The sequence below is a fragment of the Mesorhizobium sp. CO1-1-7 genome (genome assembly GCF_020164885.1).
In the GTDB taxonomy this organism is placed as follows: domain Bacteria; phylum Pseudomonadota; class Alphaproteobacteria; order Rhizobiales; family Rhizobiaceae; genus Mesorhizobium; species Mesorhizobium australicum.
On record NZ_JAIUHA010000001.1, the window covers coordinates 156,287 to 177,820 of the forward strand.

The 21,534-nt window shown below is 62.3% G+C and carries 13 protein-coding genes and 1 tRNA gene; 5 read left to right on the plus strand and 9 right to left on the minus strand.

Going from position 1 to position 21,534, the window contains the following annotated elements:
- Nucleotides 1-128: 128 nt before the first annotated feature.
- A complete protein-coding gene (locus tag LB516_RS00720) occupies nucleotides 129-1,838 on the minus strand; it encodes a calcium-binding protein (protein ID WP_140660802.1) in 1,710 nt (569 codons plus the stop codon).
- Between the two features lie 402 nt (nucleotides 1,839-2,240).
- Between LB516_RS00720 and LB516_RS00725 the strand changes: the two genes are divergently transcribed.
- The 3 genes from LB516_RS00725 to LB516_RS00735 all read left to right on the plus strand — a co-directional run bounded on the left by LB516_RS00725 (nucleotide 2,241) and on the right by LB516_RS00735 (nucleotide 6,504).
- On the plus strand, nucleotides 2,241-3,995 hold the full coding sequence (locus tag LB516_RS00725) for a type I secretion system permease/ATPase (RefSeq protein WP_224718731.1): 1,755 nt from the start codon (nucleotides 2,241-2,243) through the stop codon (nucleotides 3,993-3,995).
- Complete coding sequence (locus tag LB516_RS00730; RefSeq protein ID WP_015316380.1) at nucleotides 3,988-5,379, plus strand: HlyD family type I secretion periplasmic adaptor subunit; 1,392 nt, start codon at nucleotides 3,988-3,990, stop codon at nucleotides 5,377-5,379. Before LB516_RS00725 ends, LB516_RS00730 begins: the two co-directional genes overlap by 8 nt.
- 105 nt (nucleotides 5,380-5,484) lie before the next feature.
- Nucleotides 5,485-6,504 (plus strand): NAD-dependent epimerase, encoded by a 1,020-nt coding sequence (locus LB516_RS00735; protein ID WP_224718732.1) that lies wholly within the window; start codon nucleotides 5,485-5,487, stop codon nucleotides 6,502-6,504.
- Between the two features lie 217 nt (nucleotides 6,505-6,721).
- Here LB516_RS00735 and LB516_RS00740 read toward each other — a convergent pair.
- Both LB516_RS00740 and LB516_RS00745 read right to left on the minus strand, forming a co-directional pair.
- Nucleotides 6,722-6,798, minus strand: a tRNA-His gene (locus tag LB516_RS00740).
- Between the two features lie 351 nt (nucleotides 6,799-7,149).
- Complete coding sequence (locus LB516_RS00745; protein ID WP_015316319.1) at nucleotides 7,150-7,608, minus strand: phasin; 459 nt, start codon at nucleotides 7,606-7,608, stop codon at nucleotides 7,150-7,152.
- Nucleotides 7,609-7,856: 248 nt separating this feature from the next.
- Between LB516_RS00745 and LB516_RS28800 the strand changes: the two genes are divergently transcribed.
- Nucleotides 7,857-11,753, plus strand: a complete 3,897-nt coding sequence (locus LB516_RS28800) for a PAS domain S-box protein (RefSeq protein WP_263492349.1) — start codon at nucleotides 7,857-7,859, stop codon at nucleotides 11,751-11,753.
- Between the two features lie 245 nt (nucleotides 11,754-11,998).
- On the opposite strand, the gene LB516_RS00765 is transcribed toward LB516_RS28800, so the two are convergent.
- Nucleotides 11,999-13,957, minus strand: a complete 1,959-nt coding sequence (locus LB516_RS00765; RefSeq protein ID WP_224718733.1) for an acetoacetate--CoA ligase — start codon at nucleotides 13,955-13,957, stop codon at nucleotides 11,999-12,001.
- Between the two features lie 204 nt (nucleotides 13,958-14,161).
- On the opposite strand from LB516_RS00765, the gene LB516_RS00770 reads away from it, so the two are divergent.
- Nucleotides 14,162-16,015: an AsmA-like C-terminal region-containing protein gene (locus LB516_RS00770; protein WP_140614648.1), complete on the plus strand. Its 1,854-nt coding sequence runs from the start codon at nucleotides 14,162-14,164 to the stop codon at nucleotides 16,013-16,015.
- A 25-nt stretch (nucleotides 16,016-16,040) separates the two neighbouring features.
- Here LB516_RS00770 and LB516_RS00775 read toward each other — a convergent pair whose 3' ends face one another.
- The 5 genes from LB516_RS00775 to LB516_RS00795 form a co-directional block, all read right to left on the minus strand.
- A complete protein-coding gene (locus LB516_RS00775) occupies nucleotides 16,041-16,859 on the minus strand; it encodes an ABC transporter permease (RefSeq protein WP_015316315.1) in 819 nt (272 codons plus the stop codon).
- Nucleotides 16,856-17,824: an ABC transporter permease subunit gene (locus tag LB516_RS00780; protein ID WP_224683152.1), complete on the minus strand. Its 969-nt coding sequence runs from the start codon at nucleotides 17,822-17,824 to the stop codon at nucleotides 16,856-16,858. The genes LB516_RS00775 and LB516_RS00780 overlap by 4 nt, the downstream gene beginning before the upstream one ends.
- Nucleotides 17,825-17,833: 9 nt before the next feature.
- Nucleotides 17,834-18,976 carry an ABC transporter ATP-binding protein gene (locus LB516_RS00785; protein WP_015316313.1) on the minus strand — a complete coding sequence of 381 codons (1,143 nt, stop codon included), beginning with the start codon at nucleotides 18,974-18,976 and terminating at the stop codon, nucleotides 17,834-17,836.
- A 76-nt stretch (nucleotides 18,977-19,052) separates the two neighbouring features.
- Nucleotides 19,053-20,150: a polyamine ABC transporter substrate-binding protein gene (locus LB516_RS00790; RefSeq protein ID WP_023772832.1), complete on the minus strand. Its 1,098-nt coding sequence runs from the start codon at nucleotides 20,148-20,150 to the stop codon at nucleotides 19,053-19,055.
- A 328-nt stretch (nucleotides 20,151-20,478) separates the two neighbouring features.
- Nucleotides 20,479-21,432, minus strand: coding sequence for a DMT family transporter (locus LB516_RS00795; RefSeq protein WP_015316311.1), 954 nt, complete (start codon nucleotides 21,430-21,432; stop codon nucleotides 20,479-20,481).
- Between the last annotated feature and the right edge of the window lie 102 nt (nucleotides 21,433-21,534).

A 21,534-nucleotide genomic window follows, 5' to 3' on the forward strand; every position in this document is an offset into this window, starting at 1 on the left:
GTTCCCGCAATGCCTCGGACGGCAGCCGTTTTTAGCCCAAAAAGCGGCGTGCGCGCTCAACTCGACGGCGAGCGGAGAAGCCTACCGGCAGGAGCGCTCAGCTCCTGCCGGAAGCACAACCGCGTGCGTCAAACCACGAAAAAGGAGCTCGCGCCAATTGAGAGATGCGGAGCAACGGTCGCAAACTGCGTCTGAGCATGGCCGCCGATACCGTCACTGTCGAAAGAGAGCGCGCCGGTCGAACTGTTATAGATGACGTGGTCGCTTCCATCATGCGCACCTTTGCCGATGTGGAAGTTCGCGGCCGAAAGGGCGCCCTGCTGGAGTCCGGTGAATACGCTGTGATCAAGTTGGATCTTGTCCTGGGAAACCTTGAAGTCGGTTATCTTGTCGATATTTCCAGAGCCAAGCGCGGTGTTGAACACGAAGACGTCCTTGCCGCCAAAGCCCGTCAGCGTATCGGAACCACCCCCGCCATTGATCTTGTTGGCGCCGGCATTTCCTTGGATCGTCTGGGCAAACTCGTTGCCGGTCAGGTTGATTTGCCCCGTTCCCGAAGCCTGCGTGGTCGCAAGTTTCTCGACGGATGAGCCCGCCGAGAGAGCATAGCTCACCGAGGCGAACACCGCGTCCTTGCCGTTGCCTGGCTGCTCCACCACCTTGTCATGCACATTGTCGACAAAATAGGTGTCGTTGCCGCCATAGCCTTTCATTGTATCGGCGCCGCCTCGACCATCGATCTTGTTGGCGCCGTAATTGCCATTGATCGCCTGGCCGAACTCGTTGCCCGTCAAGTTGATCGTATGTGTGCCGCCCGTCTTGTCGGTCGAGAGTTGCTCGACATGCGAACCAGCAGACAATGCGTAGCTGACCGAGGCGACCACCTTGTCGAAGCCGCCGCCTGATGCCTCCATCACCTTATCATGTGCATTGTTGACATAGTAAACGTCGTCCCCGCTGGTCGAATGAAATACGTCCGCGCCAGGGCCGCCATGGAAGATGTGATGGGTCGACTGCGTGGGATCGGGGACAGTCGGCGTGGTGGGCGTAGGCGTTGTCGGCTCGGAACTCGGAGGCGGTGTCGAAGGACTAGGGCTGGCGAGGTTGTGCTGGCGAAAAACGGCCTGCAACTCAGGGGAGTTCTCCAGGGCGGTGTCGCCGTTCTGAGAACCCCAGGCATACGCATAGTCGAAGGCTGGGGACGGAACCAGCTTTGCCCAGTGATCGATCATCGTTTGCATTTGGGTCGACGTCGGCATGACGTGCTTGCCGCCGGTGTCCGTCTGCCAACCGCCGCCGCCAAATGTCTGATATACAGGAACGATCTTGTCAGCCGGAATGCCTGATTTCACGGCCGCGGCCACGGCTCTGTCGATCATGTTGTAGTCGACGCTGCTTATCCCCGTGCGAACCGGGTATGGGTCCAGTCCATAGTAGTCGATCCCGGTGTTGGCGGGATTATAGGTGTTGGAAAAGTCCGGGTTGGTGGACGACCCCATATTCATCATGGTGATGAAGGTCTTGGCGCCCGGGAAATGGGAATGGATCCAGTCGGATTCAGCCTTCAAATTTGCCGCACTCGCGTAGGTGCCCCATCTGCCGGTAGGATCCGGCTCGTCCATCAGGAAAAATCCAAACACTTTTGGATTGTTGAGGAAGGGCGTGACTTTTTCGATGAACGACGAGGTTACCCCGTCATGAGCGCTTAGATAGACAAGCCCCTTCATTCCGCTGGGCAGTTCATTGACCTGCGAAAGATACTGAACGTCCGCCAGGTTAAATCCGGCGCCCGCAACTTCGGCAGCCGAACCGCCTGATGCATAATGGAGAGTCGCCATGCGTTTTCCTTCTTGTTTGGCAACACCCCGCCCTGGATGGGGGTTAGACCGAAAGCTACATTAGATGAAAATCACATACCAACATCTTTGAACGAAGTTTTTGATCGCTGTGGGGATGGCCACATCAACGGGTCGGTGCAATTTACTGTAAAGTCAGTGGCTTGCAGCGAAATCTGCGGGTTTTCCACTGACGACCGCATGCACAGTTCTCCACTGTTTTCACAGGCACCCCTCTCCCCACCCCGACTCCCGGCCACGATTTCGCTTCATTTTGCATAAAGTTCGCCATATGTTAGCGAGCCATCATGTCCGGGGGCGCATGTGATATGGTGGAATCAGAAAGGTTACCCATCGGATGAACAAAGAAAGACACGCGACAACGTCGCGTCATAGCAATAAGCTATGAATAAAGAGCCACAAATCGCCTCTCCGCTACGCTCCGCAATACTAGACTGCCTGCCCGGAATAGCTGGCATCGGACTCTTTTCCGCAATGATAAACATCCTTGCGTTGACCGGATCCGTTTACATGCTGCAGGTCTATGATCGCGTCCTGCCGTCGCAAAGCGTCCCGACCTTGGTCGGGTTTACCATCGGAATGCTGGGCCTCTATGCGGCCTACGGTCTGCTCGATTTCGTGCGGCTTCGCCTGCTGGTCCGAATCGCCAGTCGATTCTACTGCAGTTTGCAGCAGAGAACATTCGCGATTTCGTTGCTTCTCCCGCTCAGGGCCGGTCGAGAAGCGGACCGGGTGCTTCCGTTGCGGGACCTCGATCAATTGCGCGGATTCCTTTCGGGAACGGGGCCGACGGTTCTTTTCGACGCGCCGTGGATCCCGTTTTATCTGCTCATTATCTACATGTTGCATCCGTCGCTCGGCGTGCTTGCGACCCTCGGCTCCGTCGCCGTCGTCGTGCTGACCATCGTGGCTGAGATCATCAGCCGCCGCCCTGCGGCGCTGGCGTCCGAAGCGATCCTGACACAGCGCGCGCTTGCTGATTCCGGCCGTCGGAATGCCGAGGTGGTCCACGCCATGGGCCTCTCCGAACGGCTGGCGGGACGCTGGGGCGAAGTCACTCACGCTTATCTCTCCTATCAGGAGCGGCTCTCCGACATCGTGGGTGGAATCAGCTCGCTGTCGAAGGCGCTTAGGATGGTGCTGCAATCTTCGGTGCTAGGGCTCGGCGCGTATCTCGTCATCGGAGGCGAAGCATCCCCTGGCGTGATCATCGCGTCGTCGATATTGCTGGGTCGCGCGCTAGCCCCGGTCGATGCGGCGATTGCGAACTGGCGGGGTTTCCTATCCACCCGGCAGAGCTACTTCCAGTTGAAAGCGGCGCTCCGTGCGTTCGAGAGTCCAATCGAATCCATGAAGTTGCCGCCGCCAGAAGCCCGCCTGGCGGTCGATAGTTTGGCGGTAGCGCCTCCGGGTACACCCAGGCCGACGCTCATCGATGTAAGCTTCCAGCTTTCGAGCGGCGCGGGAATGGCGGTTATCGGCCCAAGCGGCTCGGGAAAGACAACATTGGTTCGCGCGCTGGTGGGAGTTTGGAGTCCTCTGCACGGCACGGTACGGCTGGACGGGGCCTCTCTCGACCAGTGGGACGCGCAACGGCTCGGCGCCCACATTGGCTATCTGCCGCAGGATGTTGAACTGTTCGACGGGACGGTGGCGGACAATATTTCGAGATTTGGCGGCAAGAGCGACCCCCAGGGCGTGCTCGCCGCGGCGAAAGCCGCGGGCGTCCACTCGATGATCATGCATCTGCCGGCAGGTTTCCAGACGCGCATCGGCGAGGGAGGCAGAGCGCTGTCGGCAGGCCAGAGGCAGCTTATCGGCCTTGCCCGGGCGCTCTACGGCAACCCGTTCCTGGTCGTGCTGGACGAGCCAAACTCAAATCTCGACGTTGAAGGTGACGCCGCCCTGGCCGGAGCCATCATGGCCGTCCGCCAGCGTGGGGGTATTGTGATCGTTGTTGCACACAGGCCATCTGCCCTCACCAACATCGATCAGGTCATGGTCCTGGCGGATGGCAGGCTGCGCACCTTCGGCTCGCGCGAGGAAGTGCTTGCCGGCATGCGGCGGCCGCCCTCGCCTGCCGCGCAACGTCCATCTTCGATCGCGCCCATCCACTCGGGAGTGACCGGACATGCGTGACATCTTGCCCCGCGTGCTTGCGTTCATGCCGACACTTGCCCGGTTCGGAACTCGAGATCAGCCCGCCGAAACCGACTTGCCCAAGGTGCCAGACAGCATCCTTGCGCCAGGGACCCTTTGGCCAAGCATGACGCTGGGGCTCGTTGTGACTGGCCTGCTGGTGGTCGGCGGCGGAGCATGGCTTGGCTTGACCAAGATAGCCGGCGCCGTGATCGCGCCCGCCACGGTGGTGGTCGAAAGCAACATCAAGAAGGTCCAGCACCAGACCGGCGGCACGATCGGCGGCATCTTTGCGCAAGACGGCGACCATGTTCGGGCCGGTGACATATTGGTCCGGCTGGACGGCACGCTGCCACGGGCCAATCTGCAGATCATCAGCGAAGATCTTGATCGCACCACGGTGCGGCTTGCGCGACTGGAGGCCGAACGCGGCGGTTTGCGTGAAATGCAGCTTCCAGCCGGCCTTGAGGCCGGGATGCCAAAGCCGGAGCTGGCCGCCCTTGTCAGCGGCGAGCGCGCTCTGTTCGAAACCCGTGCCTCGGCATTGGCCGGGCAGAAGGCGCTCTTGTCGAGCCAAACAAAGCAACTCGAGCGTCAGATCGATGGCCTGAAGGCGCAGCAGGTTGCAGCCGATGAATCAGCGGCGCTGCTGAGCACTGACCTTACGGATGTCGATGCCCTCTATTCGAAGAAACTGGTGTCCAAAGAGAGGATTAGCAACGTCAGACTGGATGCGACGCGTGCCAAGGGCGAGTCGGGACGACTGGCAGCCGCGGTAGCAGAGGCACAGGCCAAGATCAGCGAGATCGAGTTGCAAATCCTGCAGCTCGACGAGCAACGGCGAAGCGATGTGACCGGTGAACTGCGCGAGACTGAAGCCAAGCGCACCGAACTCAACGAACGCAAGATCGTGGCGCAAGACGAACTGACCAAAACCGAGATCCGCGCTCCGCAATCCGGCACAGTTCAGCAGTCGTCCGTTCACACTGTCGGCGGCGTGGTCGCCCCGGGCGAACTGCTGATGACGATCGTTCCCGAGGCCGACAACCTTGTCGTGGACGCGTTGATCCCTCCTTCCCGCATAGACGACGTCAACCCGGGACAGAGCGTTTCGATCCGGTTTCCAGCTTTCGATGCCGGGACTACCCCTGTTTGCAACGGCTCCGTCAAGTACATCTCGGCGGACCTGATCAAAGATCCGCAACGCCAGCTTTCGTACTTTTCGGCCCGTATTAAGGTCGACAGTCAGTCGGAGTGCTTGAAGGAAGCCAGGCAACTCAGACCGGGCATGCCAGCGGAAGTTCACATCCGCACGGATGAACGCAATGTCTGGTCGTATATGCTGAAACCTCTCACGGACCAGATTTCCAGGGCTTTCCGCTAAGCAGGCCTGGAATTCGCATGCCGGGTCCAGCCCGAGAGCCATGGGCTGGACATATCATGCGTCCGCAGGATGCCGGTTTCGCGGCGCAACCTATAATGCCTTCTGATGAAGGTACTGGTCACCGGCGCTGCCGGCTTCATAGGCTATCATGTCGCCAGGCGGCTCCTGGAGCGCGGTGACGAGGTTGTCGGCATCGACAGCATCAACGATTACTACGACCCGCAAATCAAGCAGGCGCGGCTGCGGCTCCTGGACGAGGCGAGCCGCAAGACCAATGCCGGCTATCATTTCATCCACGGCGATCTCGCCGACAGGGGCGTGGTCGACGGCTGCTTTGCCGACCATGGCTTCGACCGGGTGATCCATCTCGCCGCCCAGGCCGGCGTGCGCTACAGCCTGGAAAATCCGCGCGCCTATGTCGAGAGCAACATTATCGCCTACACCAACATGCTCGAGGCCTGCCGCGGCAGCCGTGTCGGGCACCTGACCTATGCCAGCACCTCGAGCGTCTACGGCGCCAACACCGACATGCCGTTTTCCGAGCATCGGCCGGCCGACCATCCGCTGCAGTTCTACGCCGCCACCAAGCGTGCCAACGAACTGATGGCGCACAGCTACAGCCACCTGTTTGGCCTGCCGACCACGGGGCTACGCTTCTTCACTGTGTACGGTCCCTGGGGCCGCCCTGACATGGCGCTGTTCCTGTTCACCAGGAACATCCTGGCCGGTGAGCCGATCAAGCTGTTCAACAACGGCAACCACACGCGCGACTTCACCTATGTCGAGGACATCGCCGAGGGCGTGATCCGTGCCAGCGACAGCCCCGCCGCGGCCAACCCGGCCTGGGATTCCGGCCGTCCGGATCCGGCGACCAGCAGCGCGCCCTGGCGAATCTTCAACATCGGCAACAACAATCCGGTGAAGCTGACCGCCTATGTCGAGGCGCTGGAAAACGCGCTCGGCCGCAAGGCGGTGATCGAGCTGCTGCCGCTGCAGGCCGGCGACGTGCCCGACACCTTCGCCGACACTTCGGCGCTGCAGGCGGCGGTCGGCTATCGCCCCCGCACCTCCGTCACCGAGGGGGTGGGGCGGTTCGTCGAGTGGTACCAGGATTTCTACAGCTGACGGGTCGGGTTCGCGAGGCCCGGGCCGCAGCCGACTGTTTAAGAGCGGGGCGTGGTTTTGCGGGTCGAGCCATCACTTACTGATGCGCCGGAACACCGCGAAAGTTGCGGTGCGCGAGAGCAAGGGGCGCAGCATCGAAGGCGATGCAATCAGGAAAGGACCCGCTATTGGAAAAACCTTCTCCAATAGTTTCGACCGGTTATGGGGAGAGTGCTAGTGGTACCGTTGGCTGGGATCGAACCAGCGACCTCCGGATCCACAATCCGGCGCTCTAACCATCTGAGCTACAACGGCACGTCTTAACGTTAGTAGCAGGATCGGGGTGGAAGGTTCACTCTCCGCGATCCGCTCTTTCGTTCGGCGATGCGTCCTTACGGGCTTATGAATTCTAATTCAAGGCTTTTGCAAAGCAAAGGCCACTTCCCTACAGCGGCACCCCTTTCGCCGGGCAAAGAAAAAGGCCGGCGGGAGGAGGTGCCGGCCTTTTCCTGTTACGAGCCAGCGGGAGGAGGTGCTGGCTGGTCACCCCGAAGAGCAGAGGGAGGAGGTTCCACTCGCCGGGTATTCGCTCGGTCGCCACTGTCTCACATCTATTTGTCCGACAAAATGCGACCTTTTGTTGCATCCGCGGACGATGCGTACTTGTTAGGCGGCCTTGATTTCCTTGATCGCCTTCTCGAAGGCGGTCTTGATCGGCTTCGAGACGTCCTCGGCCGCCTTGGAGGCAACGGCCTGGAAGTCCTTGGCTTGCTCGACGGTCAGTTCGACGCGCTTACGCAGGAACGCGGTCTGCAACTCGATGACTTCCGACAGCGACTTCGCGCCGATCAGGGCTTCGAGATGCGAGAAGCCGGCCTCGGCGTTGGCGCGCAGCGCGGTGATGGTCTTGAGCGACAGGTCGCTGGAAACAGCCTTGGCGGTTTCGTAGGTCGACTCCAGGGCCTTCTGGGTTTCCTCGGCACCGGTCTTGAGCTTGGCGTAGGCCTCCTTCGACTGCTCAACGCCCTTTTCGGCGAAAGCGCGCATCTGGTCGGTGGCCTTGGAAGCGTCGAAGCTCGGGAATTCAACGTTTTCGATCGTCTCGGCGGTCTTGGTCCTGGACATTTTCCATCCTTTTCAGCGGCAGCGGCTTTGACAGAAAGCCGTCTCGTTCATGTATGATGGCAATATAAAGGCAAATCTTGTGCATTGCAATATCTTTGTTGCAGTGCACAAAAAAATGTTTTCGGCCGTTAACCAAACGGCCAAAATTCAGCCTTTGCACGTTCTGGCTTGTGGACCTTCGTGGCTGCGGCTTTTATTAACAAAGCGTTAACTGCAAATTCGCCGCTCCGTGAGGGTTCGCCAAGCGCATGCCGTCCGAATATTCCTTCCTCGACGTCGCCGTGCTTGACGCGGTCCGCCAGCGGTTTGCCGCCGGCGACGCAATCGCGATCCTGTCGGTGGACCTCGAGCAGGTGATCTGGGCCAACGGGCCGGGCGCCGCCATGTTCGGCTATCCCGACATCGAAGCGATCATTGGGGTCTCGGCGCGGCTGCCGCTGGCCGCACGCCGCCAGATCATGGCGACCAGTGGTTTTCCCCAGATCGGCGTCGATCGATCGATTACCGTGCGCCTGGCGACCGGCATGACCAGTCGCGCCGTCGGCTTTCTTGCCAGTGCCGTGACGCTACCCGACGGCGAGAATGCCATCATGCTGGCGGTGCCGGCCGCGCAGACCGGCTCGCGCAGTGCCGCCGAGATCGCCGGCCGGGCAATCAGCGGCTTTACCGAAGACGGCCATTTCATCGCCTTCATCGATGCCAAGGGCAATGTCGAGGCCGCCTCGGAGGGATTTTCGGCGCTCGGCATCCAGCCCGCGACACTGGCGGCCCTGGTGGCAGACGTCGCGGCCGAGGGCGAGCGCATCGTCAAGCGCCTCGTTCCGGGCGGCAGGACCTCCTACCCCGCCGGTCTCGCCCGGCTGACGCCGGAGCGGCATCTGCTGGTGGTGATAGACGAGGACCAACTCGAGGACAGCGCGGCTCCGGCAGACGGTTCGCCCGCGACCACGGAAAGCCCTGCCGAGGAGGTTGGCGTTCGGATGGTGGGAACCGCCGCGACAGAGGCGAGCGAGCAGTTGCCCGTCGCTGCCGCGACCGAGCACGAACACGTCCCTTCCGAACCCATGGCTGGCGAGATGCCGGAGCCGACAGCGCGGGAAATCGAGGAGCCGGCCGGGCCGACACCCGCTGCCGCCGACAATGATCAGCCGGCGGCCGGCACGCCGGGGCAGCACGATCATTGGTATTTCAATGCCGGAGAAGACGACGCGCCAGCCGCGCCGGAACCGAAACGCGTGGCAGAGGCGGTCGGCACCGAAGCTGCGGCGCACAGCGTAAAGCAAGACGAGGCCACCTCGCCCGTAGCCCCGACCGCGACCGTGGTCACCCGGACGATAGACCGCTCGGCCGCACCGCGGCGTTTTGTCTGGCGGACCGACGCCGAGGGTAAGTTCAGCGCCCTGTCGCCGGAATTCGCCGATATCGTCGGCCATCCGGCCGCCGACGTGATCGGCCGGCGCTTCCGAGATGTGGCGGCGGCCTTCGGCCTTGATGCATCCGGCGAGATCTCCGGCCTGCTGGAGCGGCGCGACACCTGGTCCGGCCGCTCGGTGCTGTGGCCGGTCGTCGGTACCGACCTAAAGATCCCTGTCGACCTGGCGGCATTGCCTGTCTATGGGCGCGGCCGCGCCTTCGAAGGCTTTCGCGGCTTCGGCGTCGCGCGAAGCGGGGATGCGGTCGTCGATCCGGAAGCGATCGGCATGGCCCTGGTGCCCAATGGCGAGATGCCGGCGGCACCCAAGCCGAAAACCGTGGAGACAATGCCGGAAGATCCAAAGGCCGAAGAACCAAAGGCATCGGATCCGTTCAAGGGCGAAGTGCCGGCGCTGACCATCGTCCCGAAACCGGAGCGGCGCTTTGCCGACAAGGTCATCCGGTTGGCCGAACACCGGCAGCCGGCCAACGACAAGGGGCTGTCCTCGCTGGAACGCAGCGCATTCCGCGAGATCGGCGAGCGGCTGAAAAAAGACAGTTCCACGGCAGAGCCGCCGGCGGCAGCCGAGCCGGCAAGGCAGGCGGAACAAGGTGCCGGAATAGGGTCTTTGCCCGGGCCGCACGACGCGGCCAAGCCGGAGGCCGATGCGAAGCCGCGGGCGGATATCGCCGACCCGAATGCCGGACCAGCAGGCTCGAGCCAGGAACCGGCGAGCGGCCCGGCGCATGAGATGGCAGCGCCCGATGCGGAAGACGAGCCGGATGCGGGCGAATTTTTCCCAAGCGATGCCGAGGATCAGAGGGATCTGGCGCGGCTCGACGGTGCGCAACCGGACCAGGCCGAACAACAGGCGCCGGCCTCCGGATCCCCGCCGCCGGAGGCCTCGGGCTCCCTGCTCGACTATGCCGCCGACGACAGCGACAAAGAGGCGGCGACGGCCGAGGATGGCGAGGCGGCGGCGCAGGCAGAACCTGCCCAGGCATCGGCCGATGACGACAGCATGACGTCAGACGATTTTCGCGACGCCGAGGATGACGAGGATTGGGCCGGCGACGCAGCAACTGCATCCGGCGATCAAGCGATTGCGGCCACCGGCGGAACCGGTGGCACGCATCATGCGGCCGAGACGCGCATCCAGCCGCCACGCCTGCACGTACCGCCGCTCAAGACCGAAGGGTTCATGCCGTCGGCTTTTTCCGTCGGCACAGAAAACAAGACTCCCGATACATCGCTGCTCGGCAAGCTGCCGGTGCCGCTGATCATCCATTCGGGCGACCAGTTGCACTATGCCAACGAGGAATTCCTCGACATGACCGGGTACGCGACGCTGGAGGACCTCGAGGATGCGGGCGGCCTCGGCGCCTTGTTTGCCGATCCCTATGCCGATGACGGCGCTTCCGACGGCAGCGACCGGGCATTGCGGCTGAAGACCCGCGACGGGCAGGAATTCCCGATCGACGCTATCCTGCGCTCCGTGCCCTGGCGCGACGGCAAGGCCCTGATGCTGGTCGTTCGCCGTTCCGGCGAGGATGATGCGCCTGTGGCCCTGCACGCGATCGGCGAGGAGCCGACGCAGCCCGACATTTCCGAGCTCAAGGCACGCATCGCCGAGATGCGCACCATCATCGACACAGCCACCGACGGGGTCGTGCTGATCGGCAGCGACGGCACCATCCGCTCGATCAGCCGCCCGGCCGAGGCGCTGTTCGGTTTCGACAGCGACGAGGTGACCGGCAAGCCGTTCGCCTCGCTGTTTGCCATCGAGAGCCAGCGCGCGGCGCGCGACTATCTCACCGGCCTGTCGGAGCCTGGTGTGGCGAGCGTCTTGAATGACGGCCGCGAGGTGATCGGCCGCGAAGCACAGGGACGCTTCATCCCGCTGTTCATGACCATCGGCCGGTTGCCCAACGACAGCGGCTTCTGTGCCGTGGTGCGCGACATCACGCAGTGGAAGCGAGCCGAAGAGGATCTCACCCAGGCGCGCGCGGTGGCCGAACGCGCCTCCTCGCAGAAGACAGATTTCCTCGCCCGCATCAGCCATGAGATCCGCACGCCGCTCAACGCCATCATCGGCTTTTCCGAACTGATGGTCGACGAGAAGTTCGGGCCGGTGGCCAATGACCGCTACCGCGATTATCTGCGCGACATCAACCGCTCGGGCAACCACGTGCTCGACCTGGTCAACGACCTCCTGGATATCTCGAAGATCGAGGCCGGCCAGCAGGAAATGGCTTATGAGGCGGTGTCGCTCAACGATACGCTGGCCGAAACCGTGGCGATGATGCAGCCCCAGGCCAACCGCGAACGCGTCATCATCCGTTCCAGCTTCGCCTCGCGGCTGCCGGAAGTGGTGGCCGACCTGCGCAGCGTGCGCCAGATCGCGCTCAACATCCTGTCCAACGCCGTGCGCTATACCCAGGCCGGCGGCCAGGTGATCGTCTCGACCGCCTACGAGACCTCGGGCGACGTCGTCATGCGGGTCCGTGACACCGGCATCGGCATGAGCCAGGCCGAGATCGAGCAGGCGCTGAAGCCGTTCAAGCAGATCAATGCGCTGAAGCGTGGGCGCGGCGACGGCACCGGCCTTGGCCTGCCGCTGACCAAGGCGATGGTGGAAGCCAACCGCGCCCGCTTCACCATCAATTCGACGCCCGGCGAAGGCACGCTGGTCGAGGTTGCGTTCCCCTCGACCCGGGTGCTCGCGGAATAGCAAGCCAAGAAAAAAGGCGCCCGGTAAGGACGCCTTAGGAAATTGGATTGCTGTCACAACGGGGCTTGAGCTGAATTCAGATCCTCGGGGCTGAGGAACGGGATTTCTCCCTCAAGTTACGTGCGACTATCGACGCCGGGCCTTAACAAGTCCTTACCGGGTCGCCAAAAAATTTACGAATGTGTACCACTCGTGAAATCTAGGTAAATTCGGGCGACATATTTCGTTAACCATGCCGGTCGCGTTCACTGCGCGAGCTGCGGCAAGTCGCGGAACAGCTCCAGCGCTTCCGGGTTGGCCAGCGCTTCCTTGTTCTTGATGGCGCGGCCGTGGACCACGTCGCGCACCGCAAGCTCGGTGATCTTGCCCGACTTGGTGCGGGGGATGTCGGAGACGGCGACGATCCTGGCCGGAACATGGCGTGGGCTGGCGCCGCTGCGGATCTTGGCCCGGATGCGCTTTTCGAGATCGTCGTCGAGCTTGACGCCGGCGGCAAGCCGCACGAACAGCACGACGCGCACATCATTGTCGAAATCCTGGCCGATGCACAGCGCCTCCAGGATTTCCGGCATCTGCTCGACCTGGTTGTAGATCTCGGCCGTGCCGATGCGCACACCGCCGGGGTTGAGCGTCGCGTCGGAGCGGCCATGGATGACCATGCCGCCATGATCGGTCCATTCGGCGAAATCGCCATGGCACCAGACATTGTCGAAACGCTCGAAATAGGCCGCCTGGTATTTCCTGCCGTCGGGATCGTTCCAGAAGCCGATCGGCATGGACGGGAAAGCCCTGGTGCACACCAGTTCCCCCTTCTCCTGCCGGACCGGCTTGCCGTCATCGTCCCAGACGTCGACGGCGAGGCCGAGGCCCGGCCCCTGGATCTCGCCGGTCCAGACCGGCTGGGTCGGCACGCCGAGCACGAAGCACGAGACGATATCGGTGCCGCCGGAAACCGAGGCAAGGTGCACGTCCTTCTTGATGCCATCATAGACGAATCGGAAATCCTCGGGCGAAAGCGGCGATCCGGTAGAGGATATGGCGCGTATCGTCGACAGGTCATGGCTGCGGATCGGCTTGAGGCCGGCCTTGCGCACGGAATCGATGAACTTGGCCGAGGTGCCGAAAAAGGTCATCTTCTCAGCGTCGGCGAAATCGAACAGCACATTGCCGTCGGGATAGAAGGGAGAACCGTCGTAGAGCAGCAACGTGGCGCCGGAAGCGAGGCCCGAAACCAGCCAGTTCCACATCATCCAGCCGCAGGTGGTGAAATAGAAGAAGCGATCGCCATCGCCGAGGCCGGCATGCAACCGGTGTTCCTTGACATGCTGAATGAGCGTGCCGCCGGCCGAATGGACGATGCATTTGGGAACGCCGGTGGTACCGGACGAAAACAGGATGTAGAGCGGATGCGAAAACGGCAACCGCTCGAAGGTGACGGGCCTGACGGCAAAGGGCGACAGGGCCTCTTCCATCGCCACCGCCTTGTCGATGGTATCAGCCACGTCAGCGGAGGTGCCGAGATAGTCGACGAGCAGGACTTTGCGGACGCCGCCGAGCCTGGCCGCGACCGCCTTGACCTTGTCGGCGACCTCGATCGCCTTGCCATTATACCAATAGCCGTCCGGCGCGATGAAAATGACGGGTTCGATCTGGCCGAACCGATCGAGCACGCCCTGCTCGCCGAAATCGGGAGAACAGGATGACCACACCGCCCCGATCGAGGCCGCCGCCAGCATGGCGGCGACGGCTTCGGGCATGTTGGGCATCATCGCCGCTATACGGTCACCCTTCTTCACCTTGAGCGACAGGAAAAGCTGCTGCAGGCGCGAGACCAGGCCATGCAGTTCATTCCACGACAGCCGCCTCTCGACCTTGTCCTCGCCGCGAAAGACGATGGCCTCGCCGGCGCCGGTCTTTCTCAGAAGGTTTTCGGCGAAATTCAAAGACGCGTCCGGAAAGAAAGAGGCGCCGGGCATCTTCTCGCCGTCGAGCAGCAGTCGTTCACCCTTGTCGCCTTCAAGACCGCAGAAATCCCAGACGAGCCCCCAGAACGCCTCCCGGTTCTCGACCGACCAGCGGTGGAGGTCGGCATAGGACGAAAATAGACTACCGGTACTCGCTGCCGCGGCCTTCATGAAAGCGGTCAATGGCGAGGCATCAATCTGGTCTTGCGTCGGGGTCCAGAGCGGTAGTTCGCCAGCCATGATCGATCCTCCCACGGTCGCCATCGCTTATGCATATCGCTGCGCGGCAGAGCAAGATTTTGTTGGGTCGATGCGGTCAGGTGTGCGCAAATGCCATCGCCGGGCCATAAAGACTTGAAATGCGTCGGCCCTAAGTCGTAGTGACGACAGGGGTTATACCCGTCGGACGCTCGTTTTTGTCGGAATGGAAGCATACGGGGCTATATGCCATCATCCTTGATCCGCCGCGGAGTATGGGCGATCGGCGCTGCTGCGATCGTCATCGCTCTGGTGGTCGCGGCCCTGCCGCTGATCGCCTCGACGCGGATCGTGCGTGACCGCATCGCGTGGGAATTGAGCGCCTGGAGTGGCTTTCGGGTTGCCATCGAGGGGTCGCCACGAATCGAGGTCTGGCCGAATTTCCGCGCGATCCTGACCGATGTGACGCTGTCAAAATGGACCGACGGCGATGCGCCGCCGGTCGTCGAAGCCGAACGGGTCGAGGTCGACCTCTCGGCCATGGCGGCATTGCAGGGCGATGTGGTGTTTTCCACGGCACGGCTGGTGCGGCCGACGATCCGGGTCCAGCGCACGGCGGACGGTCTGTTCCTGCCCACGGCGCCGACCGGCGGGCGCATCGCGCGCTCCATCGATGCGGCCCGTGGCCTGGTCAACGCCGACCCCGCCAAGCCCGACCTCGACAAGCTGCCGGCCGACACGTTCGGCACTGTGGAGTTCAGGGACGGCCGCATGGTGGCGTCCGTCAACGGCAAGGATGAAGAGATCCTGAGCAGTCTTAGCGGCCAGGCCAACTGGGCGGCGATGAACAGCAATGCAACACTGTCCGCGACCGGGATCTGGCGTGGCGAAAGCGTGACCGTGGATGCTGCCTCGCCGAGGCCGCTGGTGCTGTTTGCCGGGGGCATGGCGCCGCTGACCCTGTCCTTCAAGGCGGCGCCGGCCACCTTCTCCTTCGACGGCACGGCCAGCATGTCCGAAAACGCCTATTTCGACGGCCAGGTGAAATTCGCGGCACCTTCGCTGCGCCGCGTACTGGAATGGTCGCAGGCGGGCATCGCGCCGAGCGCCGCGATCGGCTCGGTCAGCATTTCGAGCAAGGTCACGGCATCGGCCGGACGCGTCAAGTTCGAGAACACGGCGCTGGCGCTGGACAACAATCCGGGCATGGGTGCGCTGGACGTGTCGCTTGGCGAGGCACAGCCGGTGATCTCGGGCACGCTTGCCTTCGACACGCTCGACCTCAGGTCGTTTCTATCCGCCTTCACGTCGCTGGGACCGGCGAGCAGCGGCGAACCAGGTCAGATCGACACGAGTTTCGCCGACCGGGTCAACCTCGATCTCAGGCTGTCGGCGGCGCATGCGACCGCAGGGAGCATCCAGCTTGCCGATGTCGCAGCCACCGCGCAGGTCAAGGATGGCCTTTCCGTCTTCGACATCTCCGACGCCTCCGCCTTCGGCGGCAACATCCAGACCAGCCTTCGTTTCGACCGCAAGCCCGAGGGCACCCAGGTCGAGATCCGGCTGCTGGCCTCCGATGTCGATGGCGGGGCGTTCGGCACCGCGGCCGGGATGACCCGGCTGGTGCCGGTCGGCACGGGCACCGTCTCGGTCATCCTCAAGGGACCAGGAAGGACCTGGGATTCGGTTTTTGAGAACGCCGACGGCTCTGTCTCGGCGACCTTTGGCCCTGGCGCGCTCAGCAAGTTCAACCTGCCGGCCTTTCTCAAGCATACCGAACAAGGCGGCTTCTTCGCGCTCGACGATGTCTCGGACGGGACGCTGCCCATCGATGGCGCCGAAGTGAAGGCAACCATTTCGCGAGGCGTGGCCAGACTGGACAAGGCCGAGGCCAATTCGGCGAAATACAAGATCTGGCTTTCCGGCATCGCATCCTACGCAGGACGCGGACTGGCGCTGTCGGGCGGTGTCATCCAGCCGGATCAGCCAGCAACGCAGAAGAGCGGCCAGCAGGGGCCCAACCAGTCGTCGTTTTTCGTCGGCGGAACCTGGAGCACGCCGTTCATTTCACCCATCAGCCGCGGCGTTTCGGGCGAATAAGGCCCGGCCCTCAGTTGAAACGCTTCTAACCGCGTTGCGCGGCCCGCTCGTCAAGCTGCCGCTGCACCTCGCGCCGCTTATTGGCGACGGAAGCGATGATGACGCCAACCGTGACGATCGCGATCAGAAGGGTGCAGGCGGCATTGATCTCCGGCGTCACACCGAGGCGGACCTGGCTGTAGATCTTCATCGGCAGCGTGGTGGCGCCAGGGCCCGAAGCAAAGCTGGCGATGACCAGGTCGTCCAGTGACAGCGTGAAGGCCAGCATCCAGCCGGACACGATCGCCGGCAGAATGACTGGCAGGGTGATCTGGAAAAAGGTCTTCACAGGTGGCGCGCCAAGATCCATGGCGGCTTCTTCCAGCGAGCGATCGAAGCTGACAAGCCGCGACTGCACGACAACAGCGACAAAGCACATCGTGAAGGTGATATGCGCGAGGATCACGGTCGTCATGCCGCGATCCATGCCGATGGCGACAAACAGCAGGAGCAGCGACAGGCCGGTAATGACGTCAGGCATGACCAATGGTGCGAAGATCATGCCGGAGAACAGGACCCTGCCCCGGAAGCGTGTGTAGCGGGTCAGCGCCAGGGCCCCCATTGTGCCGAGAACGGTCGCCACGGTCGCTGAAATCAGACCGACGCGGATGGTCACCCATGCGGCGTCCATCAGGCCCTGATTGTGGAACAGCGATACGTACCATTTGGTGGAAAAGCCGCCCCAGACGGTGACGAGCTTGGACTCGTTGAAGGAAAAGACGACGAGCAGCACGATCGGCAAATAGAGAAAGGCAAAACCGAGCGTGATCGAGGTGATGTTGAAGCGGCTCCAGGTGGTGTTCATTTGTCCTGCTCCTGCGCGCGGGCCTGGGCATGCTGGAACAACACGATCGGTACGATCAGCAGCAGCAGCAGGATGACGGCAACGGCCGACGACACCGGCCAGTCACGATTGGCGAAAAACTCGTTCCACAGCGTCTTGCCGATCATCAGCGTCTGCGAGCCGCCGAGCAAATCGGGGATGACGAACTCGCCGACGGCCGGGATGAACACCAGCAGGCAGCCGGCTATGACGCCGGGCAGCGACAGCGGAAAAGTGATCTTCCAGAAGGCTGACGTCGGCGGGCAGCCGAGGTCCTTGGCTGCCTCGATCAGCGAATAGTCCATTTTTTCCAGCGACGAATAAAGCGGCAGCACCATGAACGGCAGGTAGGAATAGACGATGCCTATGAAGATGGCCGTGTAGGTGTTGAGGATCACCAGCGGCTGGTTGATGATGTGCAGCGACAAGAGCAGCTGGTTGAGCAGGCCCTCGGGCTTGAGAATGCCGATCCAGGCATAGACGCGGATCAGGAACGACGTCCAGAACGGCAGGATGACCAGCATCAGCAATGTCGGGCGGATTGTCGCCGGAGCGCGCGCCATGCCATAGGCGATGGGATAGCCAACCAGCAGGGTCAGCACCGTCGAGATGGCAGCGATGACCACGCTGGTGAGATAGGCCTTGAAATAGAGTGCGTCCTGCGTCAGCCAGACATAATTGTCGATGTTGAGGTCTCGAAAGCCGGCGAAGAAACCGGAAACGCCGTCCCTGAAATCGAGCACCGGCGTATAGGGTGGCATGGCGATAGCCGTCTGCGACAACGAGATCTTGAAGACGATGACAAAGGGGACAAGAAAGAAGAACAGCAGCCAGAGATAGGGAACGATGATGACGAGCCGGCTGACGAAGCCGGCACCGAGCCGCGTCAGGAACGGATTGGCGGCGGTCGGTGGCGCGGCGGCATCGGTAACGGCGATGTTGGACATGGCCGTCCCCTACCGTGCCAGCACGACGCCGGCGTCGGGCCGGAAAGACACCCAGGCACGGTCGTTCCAGGTCAGTGGATCCTCGGTCACACGGGCCGCGTTCAAGGCGCTTGCCCGCACGATCTGCCCGTCGTCCAGCCTGACGTGATAGACAGTCATGTCGCCGAGATAGGCGATGTCGTAAACCTCACCTTCCAGCGCGTTGACGGCATCGGCCGGCTTCTTAGACGAGACCCTGATCTTCTCCGGCCTGACGGCGAAGACGATATCCGCATTGGCCTTCGCAGCCGCGCCACCGTTCTCGACGACGATCTGAGCCCCGCTTGGACCTGTAATGCGGGTCGTGTTGGCCGCCTGTTCGGCAACCTTGCCCTCGAACATGTTCACGTTGCCGACGAAATGGGCGACGAAGCGCGACGTCGGGGCTTCATAGACTTCCGGCGGCGTCGCCACCTGCATGACTTCGCCCTTGTCCATGATGGCGATGCGATCGGCCATCGTCATCGCCTCTTCCTGATCATGGGTGACGACGACGAAGGTGAGACCAAGCTCCTGCTGCAGATCCATCAGTTCGAACTGGGTTTCCTCGCGCAGTTTCTTGTCGAGCGCGCCGAGCGGCTCGTCGAGCAGCAGCACCTTCGGTCGCTTGGCTACCGAGCGGGCAAGCGCGACGCGCTGGCGCTGGCCGCCGGAAAGCTGGTGCGGCTTGCGCTTGGCGAACTGCTCGAGCTTGACCAGCTTCAGCATGTCGGCGACGCGTTTTTCGATATCCGGCTTCGGCATGCCTTCCTGTTTGAGACCGAAGGCGATGTTCTTCTCGACGGTCATATGCGGGAACAAGGCATAAGACTGGAACATCATGTTGACCGGCCGGCGATAGGGCGGAATGCCGCGCAGATCCTGGCCGTCGAGCAGGATGCGCCCGGCCGTCGGCTCCTCGAAGCCGGCAAGCATCCTGAGCAGCGTCGACTTTCCGCAACCCGATGCGCCAAGCAGAGCGAAGAATTCACGCTCGAAAATGGTCAGCGACAGATTGTTGACGGCGGTAAAGTCACCAAACTTCTTGGTGACATTGTCGAACTGGATATATGGCTTGGCGTTCGGGTCGTTCCATGGCGCGAAGTCCCTGCGGATGCTGCCAAGCGATTTCATATCCCCACTCCGTGCTTTTTTATTCCCCAAAAGAAATCGACCCCGGCAGTTGGCTGCCGGGGTCGCGCCGGATTGCCTACTGGCCGGTGACGATCTTGGTCCAGCTGCGCGTGACGATGCGCTGGGTCTTGGGATCGTAAGGCTGGGTGGTATAGAGCTTCTGCAAGGTCGCGGCGTCCGGATAGACCGACGGATCGTCGAGCAGCGCCTTGTCCACGAATTGCTGCGATGCCTTGTTGCCGTTGGCATAAAGGACATAGTTCGACGACTTGGCGATCACTTCCGGCGTCATCATGTAGTTGATGAATTCAAGCGCCTCGGCGACGTGCGGCGCGTCGGCGGGGATCGCCATCTGATCGAACCACATCTGGGCGCCTTCCTTCGGCACGGAATAGCCGATTTCCACGCCTTGCTTGGCCTCGACCGCGCGGTTGCGAGCCTGGAACACGTCACCCGACCAGCCGACCGCCAGGCAGATATCGCCATTGGCAAGTGCGTTGATGTATTCGGACGAGTGGAACTTCCTGATATAGGGACGGACCTTGAGAAGAGCTTCCTCGGCCTTGGCGATATCGTCGGGCGACGTGCTGTTGGGGTCGAGACCGAGGTACTTCAGCGCCGCCGGCAGGATGTCGGATGGAGAATCCAGCACATAGACGCCGCAATCCTTCAATTTGGCCAGGCTATCGGGGTTGAAGAAGGTATCCCAGCTGTCGATCTTGTCGGTGCCGAGCGCTGCCTGCACTTTCTTGGTGTTGTAGCCGATGCCGACCGTGCCCCACATGTAATTGACCGAGTATTCGTTGCCGGGATCGTATTTGGCGGTGCGCTCCGTAACCGTGTCCCACATGTTGGAGAGGTTCGGCAGCTTCGACTTGTCGAGTTTCTGGAACACACCGGCCTGGATCTGGCGGGCCAGGAAATTGCCGCTCGGCACGACGACGTCGTAGCCGCTGCCGCCGGCGAGCAGCTTGGTTTCGAGGATCTCGTTGGAATCGAACGTATCGTAAACGACCTTGATGCCAGTTTTCTTGGTGAAATCATCGATGATCGAACTGTCGATGTAATCCGACCAGTTGAAGACGTTGACGACGCGGTCCGCGGCGTGACCGGCGGGCGTCAAAAGCGCCAGAAATACCGAGGTTGCCGAAAGCCAGAGTGCTTTGCGGATCATGCTATTCTCCTTTGGTGAGTGTTCCATTGCCGGCGCGTCGCGACATGCTCGCGCGGCCGGGCATTTGCTTTAGACTGTTGAACTTTCCAGAGGTCGACGGCCGCCATTCGGCACGCCGCCGACGGCCGCCCGCACGGTCGGGGCGGGAAGGAATTGCGATGCCGTCAGAAGCTTTCGCCGCCGTGCGGTCAGAGATACTAGAATGTGGTCCGGTCTCGATCGGGCCGCCGGGGAGACTTGGCAAGATACGCCTGTCTTGTTGTTGCCGTGTTCCCAGCCTGCCCGGGCGGAAGCGACATTGTCAATGGGCAAAGCTTCGGCGCCCGCATCAATTAGGCGAAGGCACTCCGGTGACCCCAGCCCGCTGAGGCCGCGCCTGGCGCTTGAATTCGAGCCCAATATGGACAAGCAGCGCCGTGACCACCACCGCGCCGCCGACGATGGTGCGCCCGGACGGCACCTCGGAATGGATGAGCCAGACCCATATCGGCCCCAGGATCGGCTCGAACGTGCCGAGCAACGCCGCGATAGCCGCCGGGATCAAGCGCGCGCCAGTGGCGAAGAAAGCAAGACCAAGGCCGAGATTGACCACGCCGAAGACGAAGAGGAAGCCCATGTCGCCGACCGACACCGCGAACGTCGAGGCCTGCGAGGCAGCGAAGCCCGCCGCAAGGATCGTGCCGAGACACGTCGCCGGCGTCATGCGCACGCTGGAGAAGCGCCGGGTGATGACGGTGGCGATCGAGAACATGAACGCGATCAGCAGCGCCAGTCCATCGCCTATGGGCGAGACGGCGCCGTCAACAGATTCAGACACCATGATGGCGACGCCGGCGATGACGGCGACGATTGCTATCCAGGTCGCGACGGTTACCTTTTCGCGGAACAGCGCCCAGGCAAACAGGGCCGCCAGAAGCGGCACGCCGGCTTGCATCAAAAGAATATTGGCGACGGTGGTATAGGCAAGCGCCACCACGAACGAGGTCGACGCAATGGCGAAGCAGAACCCCACCGCAATGCCTGGCAGGCCCATGTCGCGGAATGATTTCAGCATGCCGCGCCAGCCGTCACGCCAGACCATGAAGCAAAGCAGGAAGACGGCAGCCCACGCGGAGCGCCAGAATATCACGGTCCAGCTGTCGCCGACCGTGATGAACCGGGCGATGGTGCCGCCGAAACTCCACATCAGCGCCGACAGGAACACCAGAAGGAAGCCGATGCGCTCCTCGCGCAGCGGGATGGCCGCGGACGTGGCGATCTGCCTTGATGTGGTGTCGGTCATGGGCGCGACTGTCGAGATTTTGAGGACGGCACGATGCGCAGGAGACGACAAGAACGTACCCTGTTCGCGTACCGCAAAGGCATTGGCGAGGCGTGATCCAGT

Excerpts from the sequence above, each read along its gene's own strand:
- LB516_RS00765 (WP_224718733.1), bottom strand. The coding sequence starts at position 13,957 with ATGGCTGGCGAACTACCGCTCTGGACCCCGACGCAAGACCAGATTGAT.
- LB516_RS00735 (WP_224718732.1), top strand. The coding sequence starts at position 5,485 with ATGAAGGTACTGGTCACCGGCGCTGCCGGCTTCATAGGCTATCATGTC.
- LB516_RS00795 (WP_015316311.1), bottom strand. The coding sequence starts at position 21,432 with ATGACCGACACCACATCAAGGCAGATCGCCACGTCCGCGGCCATCCCG.
- LB516_RS00720 (WP_140660802.1), bottom strand. The coding sequence starts at position 1,838 with ATGGCGACTCTCCATTATGCATCAGGCGGTTCGGCTGCCGAAGTTGCG.
- LB516_RS00725 (WP_224718731.1), top strand. The coding sequence starts at position 2,241 with ATGAATAAAGAGCCACAAATCGCCTCTCCGCTACGCTCCGCAATACTA.
- LB516_RS28800 (WP_263492349.1), top strand. The coding sequence starts at position 7,857 with ATGCCGTCCGAATATTCCTTCCTCGACGTCGCCGTGCTTGACGCGGTC.
- LB516_RS00790 (WP_023772832.1), bottom strand. The coding sequence starts at position 20,150 with ATGATCCGCAAAGCACTCTGGCTTTCGGCAACCTCGGTATTTCTGGCG.
- LB516_RS00745 (WP_015316319.1), bottom strand. The coding sequence starts at position 7,608 with ATGTCCAGGACCAAGACCGCCGAGACGATCGAAAACGTTGAATTCCCG.
- LB516_RS00730 (WP_015316380.1), top strand. The coding sequence starts at position 3,988 with ATGCGTGACATCTTGCCCCGCGTGCTTGCGTTCATGCCGACACTTGCC.
- LB516_RS00770 (WP_140614648.1), top strand. The coding sequence starts at position 14,162 with ATGCCATCATCCTTGATCCGCCGCGGAGTATGGGCGATCGGCGCTGCT.
- LB516_RS00775 (WP_015316315.1), bottom strand. The coding sequence starts at position 16,859 with ATGAACACCACCTGGAGCCGCTTCAACATCACCTCGATCACGCTCGGT.
- LB516_RS00780 (WP_224683152.1), bottom strand. The coding sequence starts at position 17,824 with ATGTCCAACATCGCCGTTACCGATGCCGCCGCGCCACCGACCGCCGCC.
- LB516_RS00785 (WP_015316313.1), bottom strand. The coding sequence starts at position 18,976 with ATGAAATCGCTTGGCAGCATCCGCAGGGACTTCGCGCCATGGAACGAC.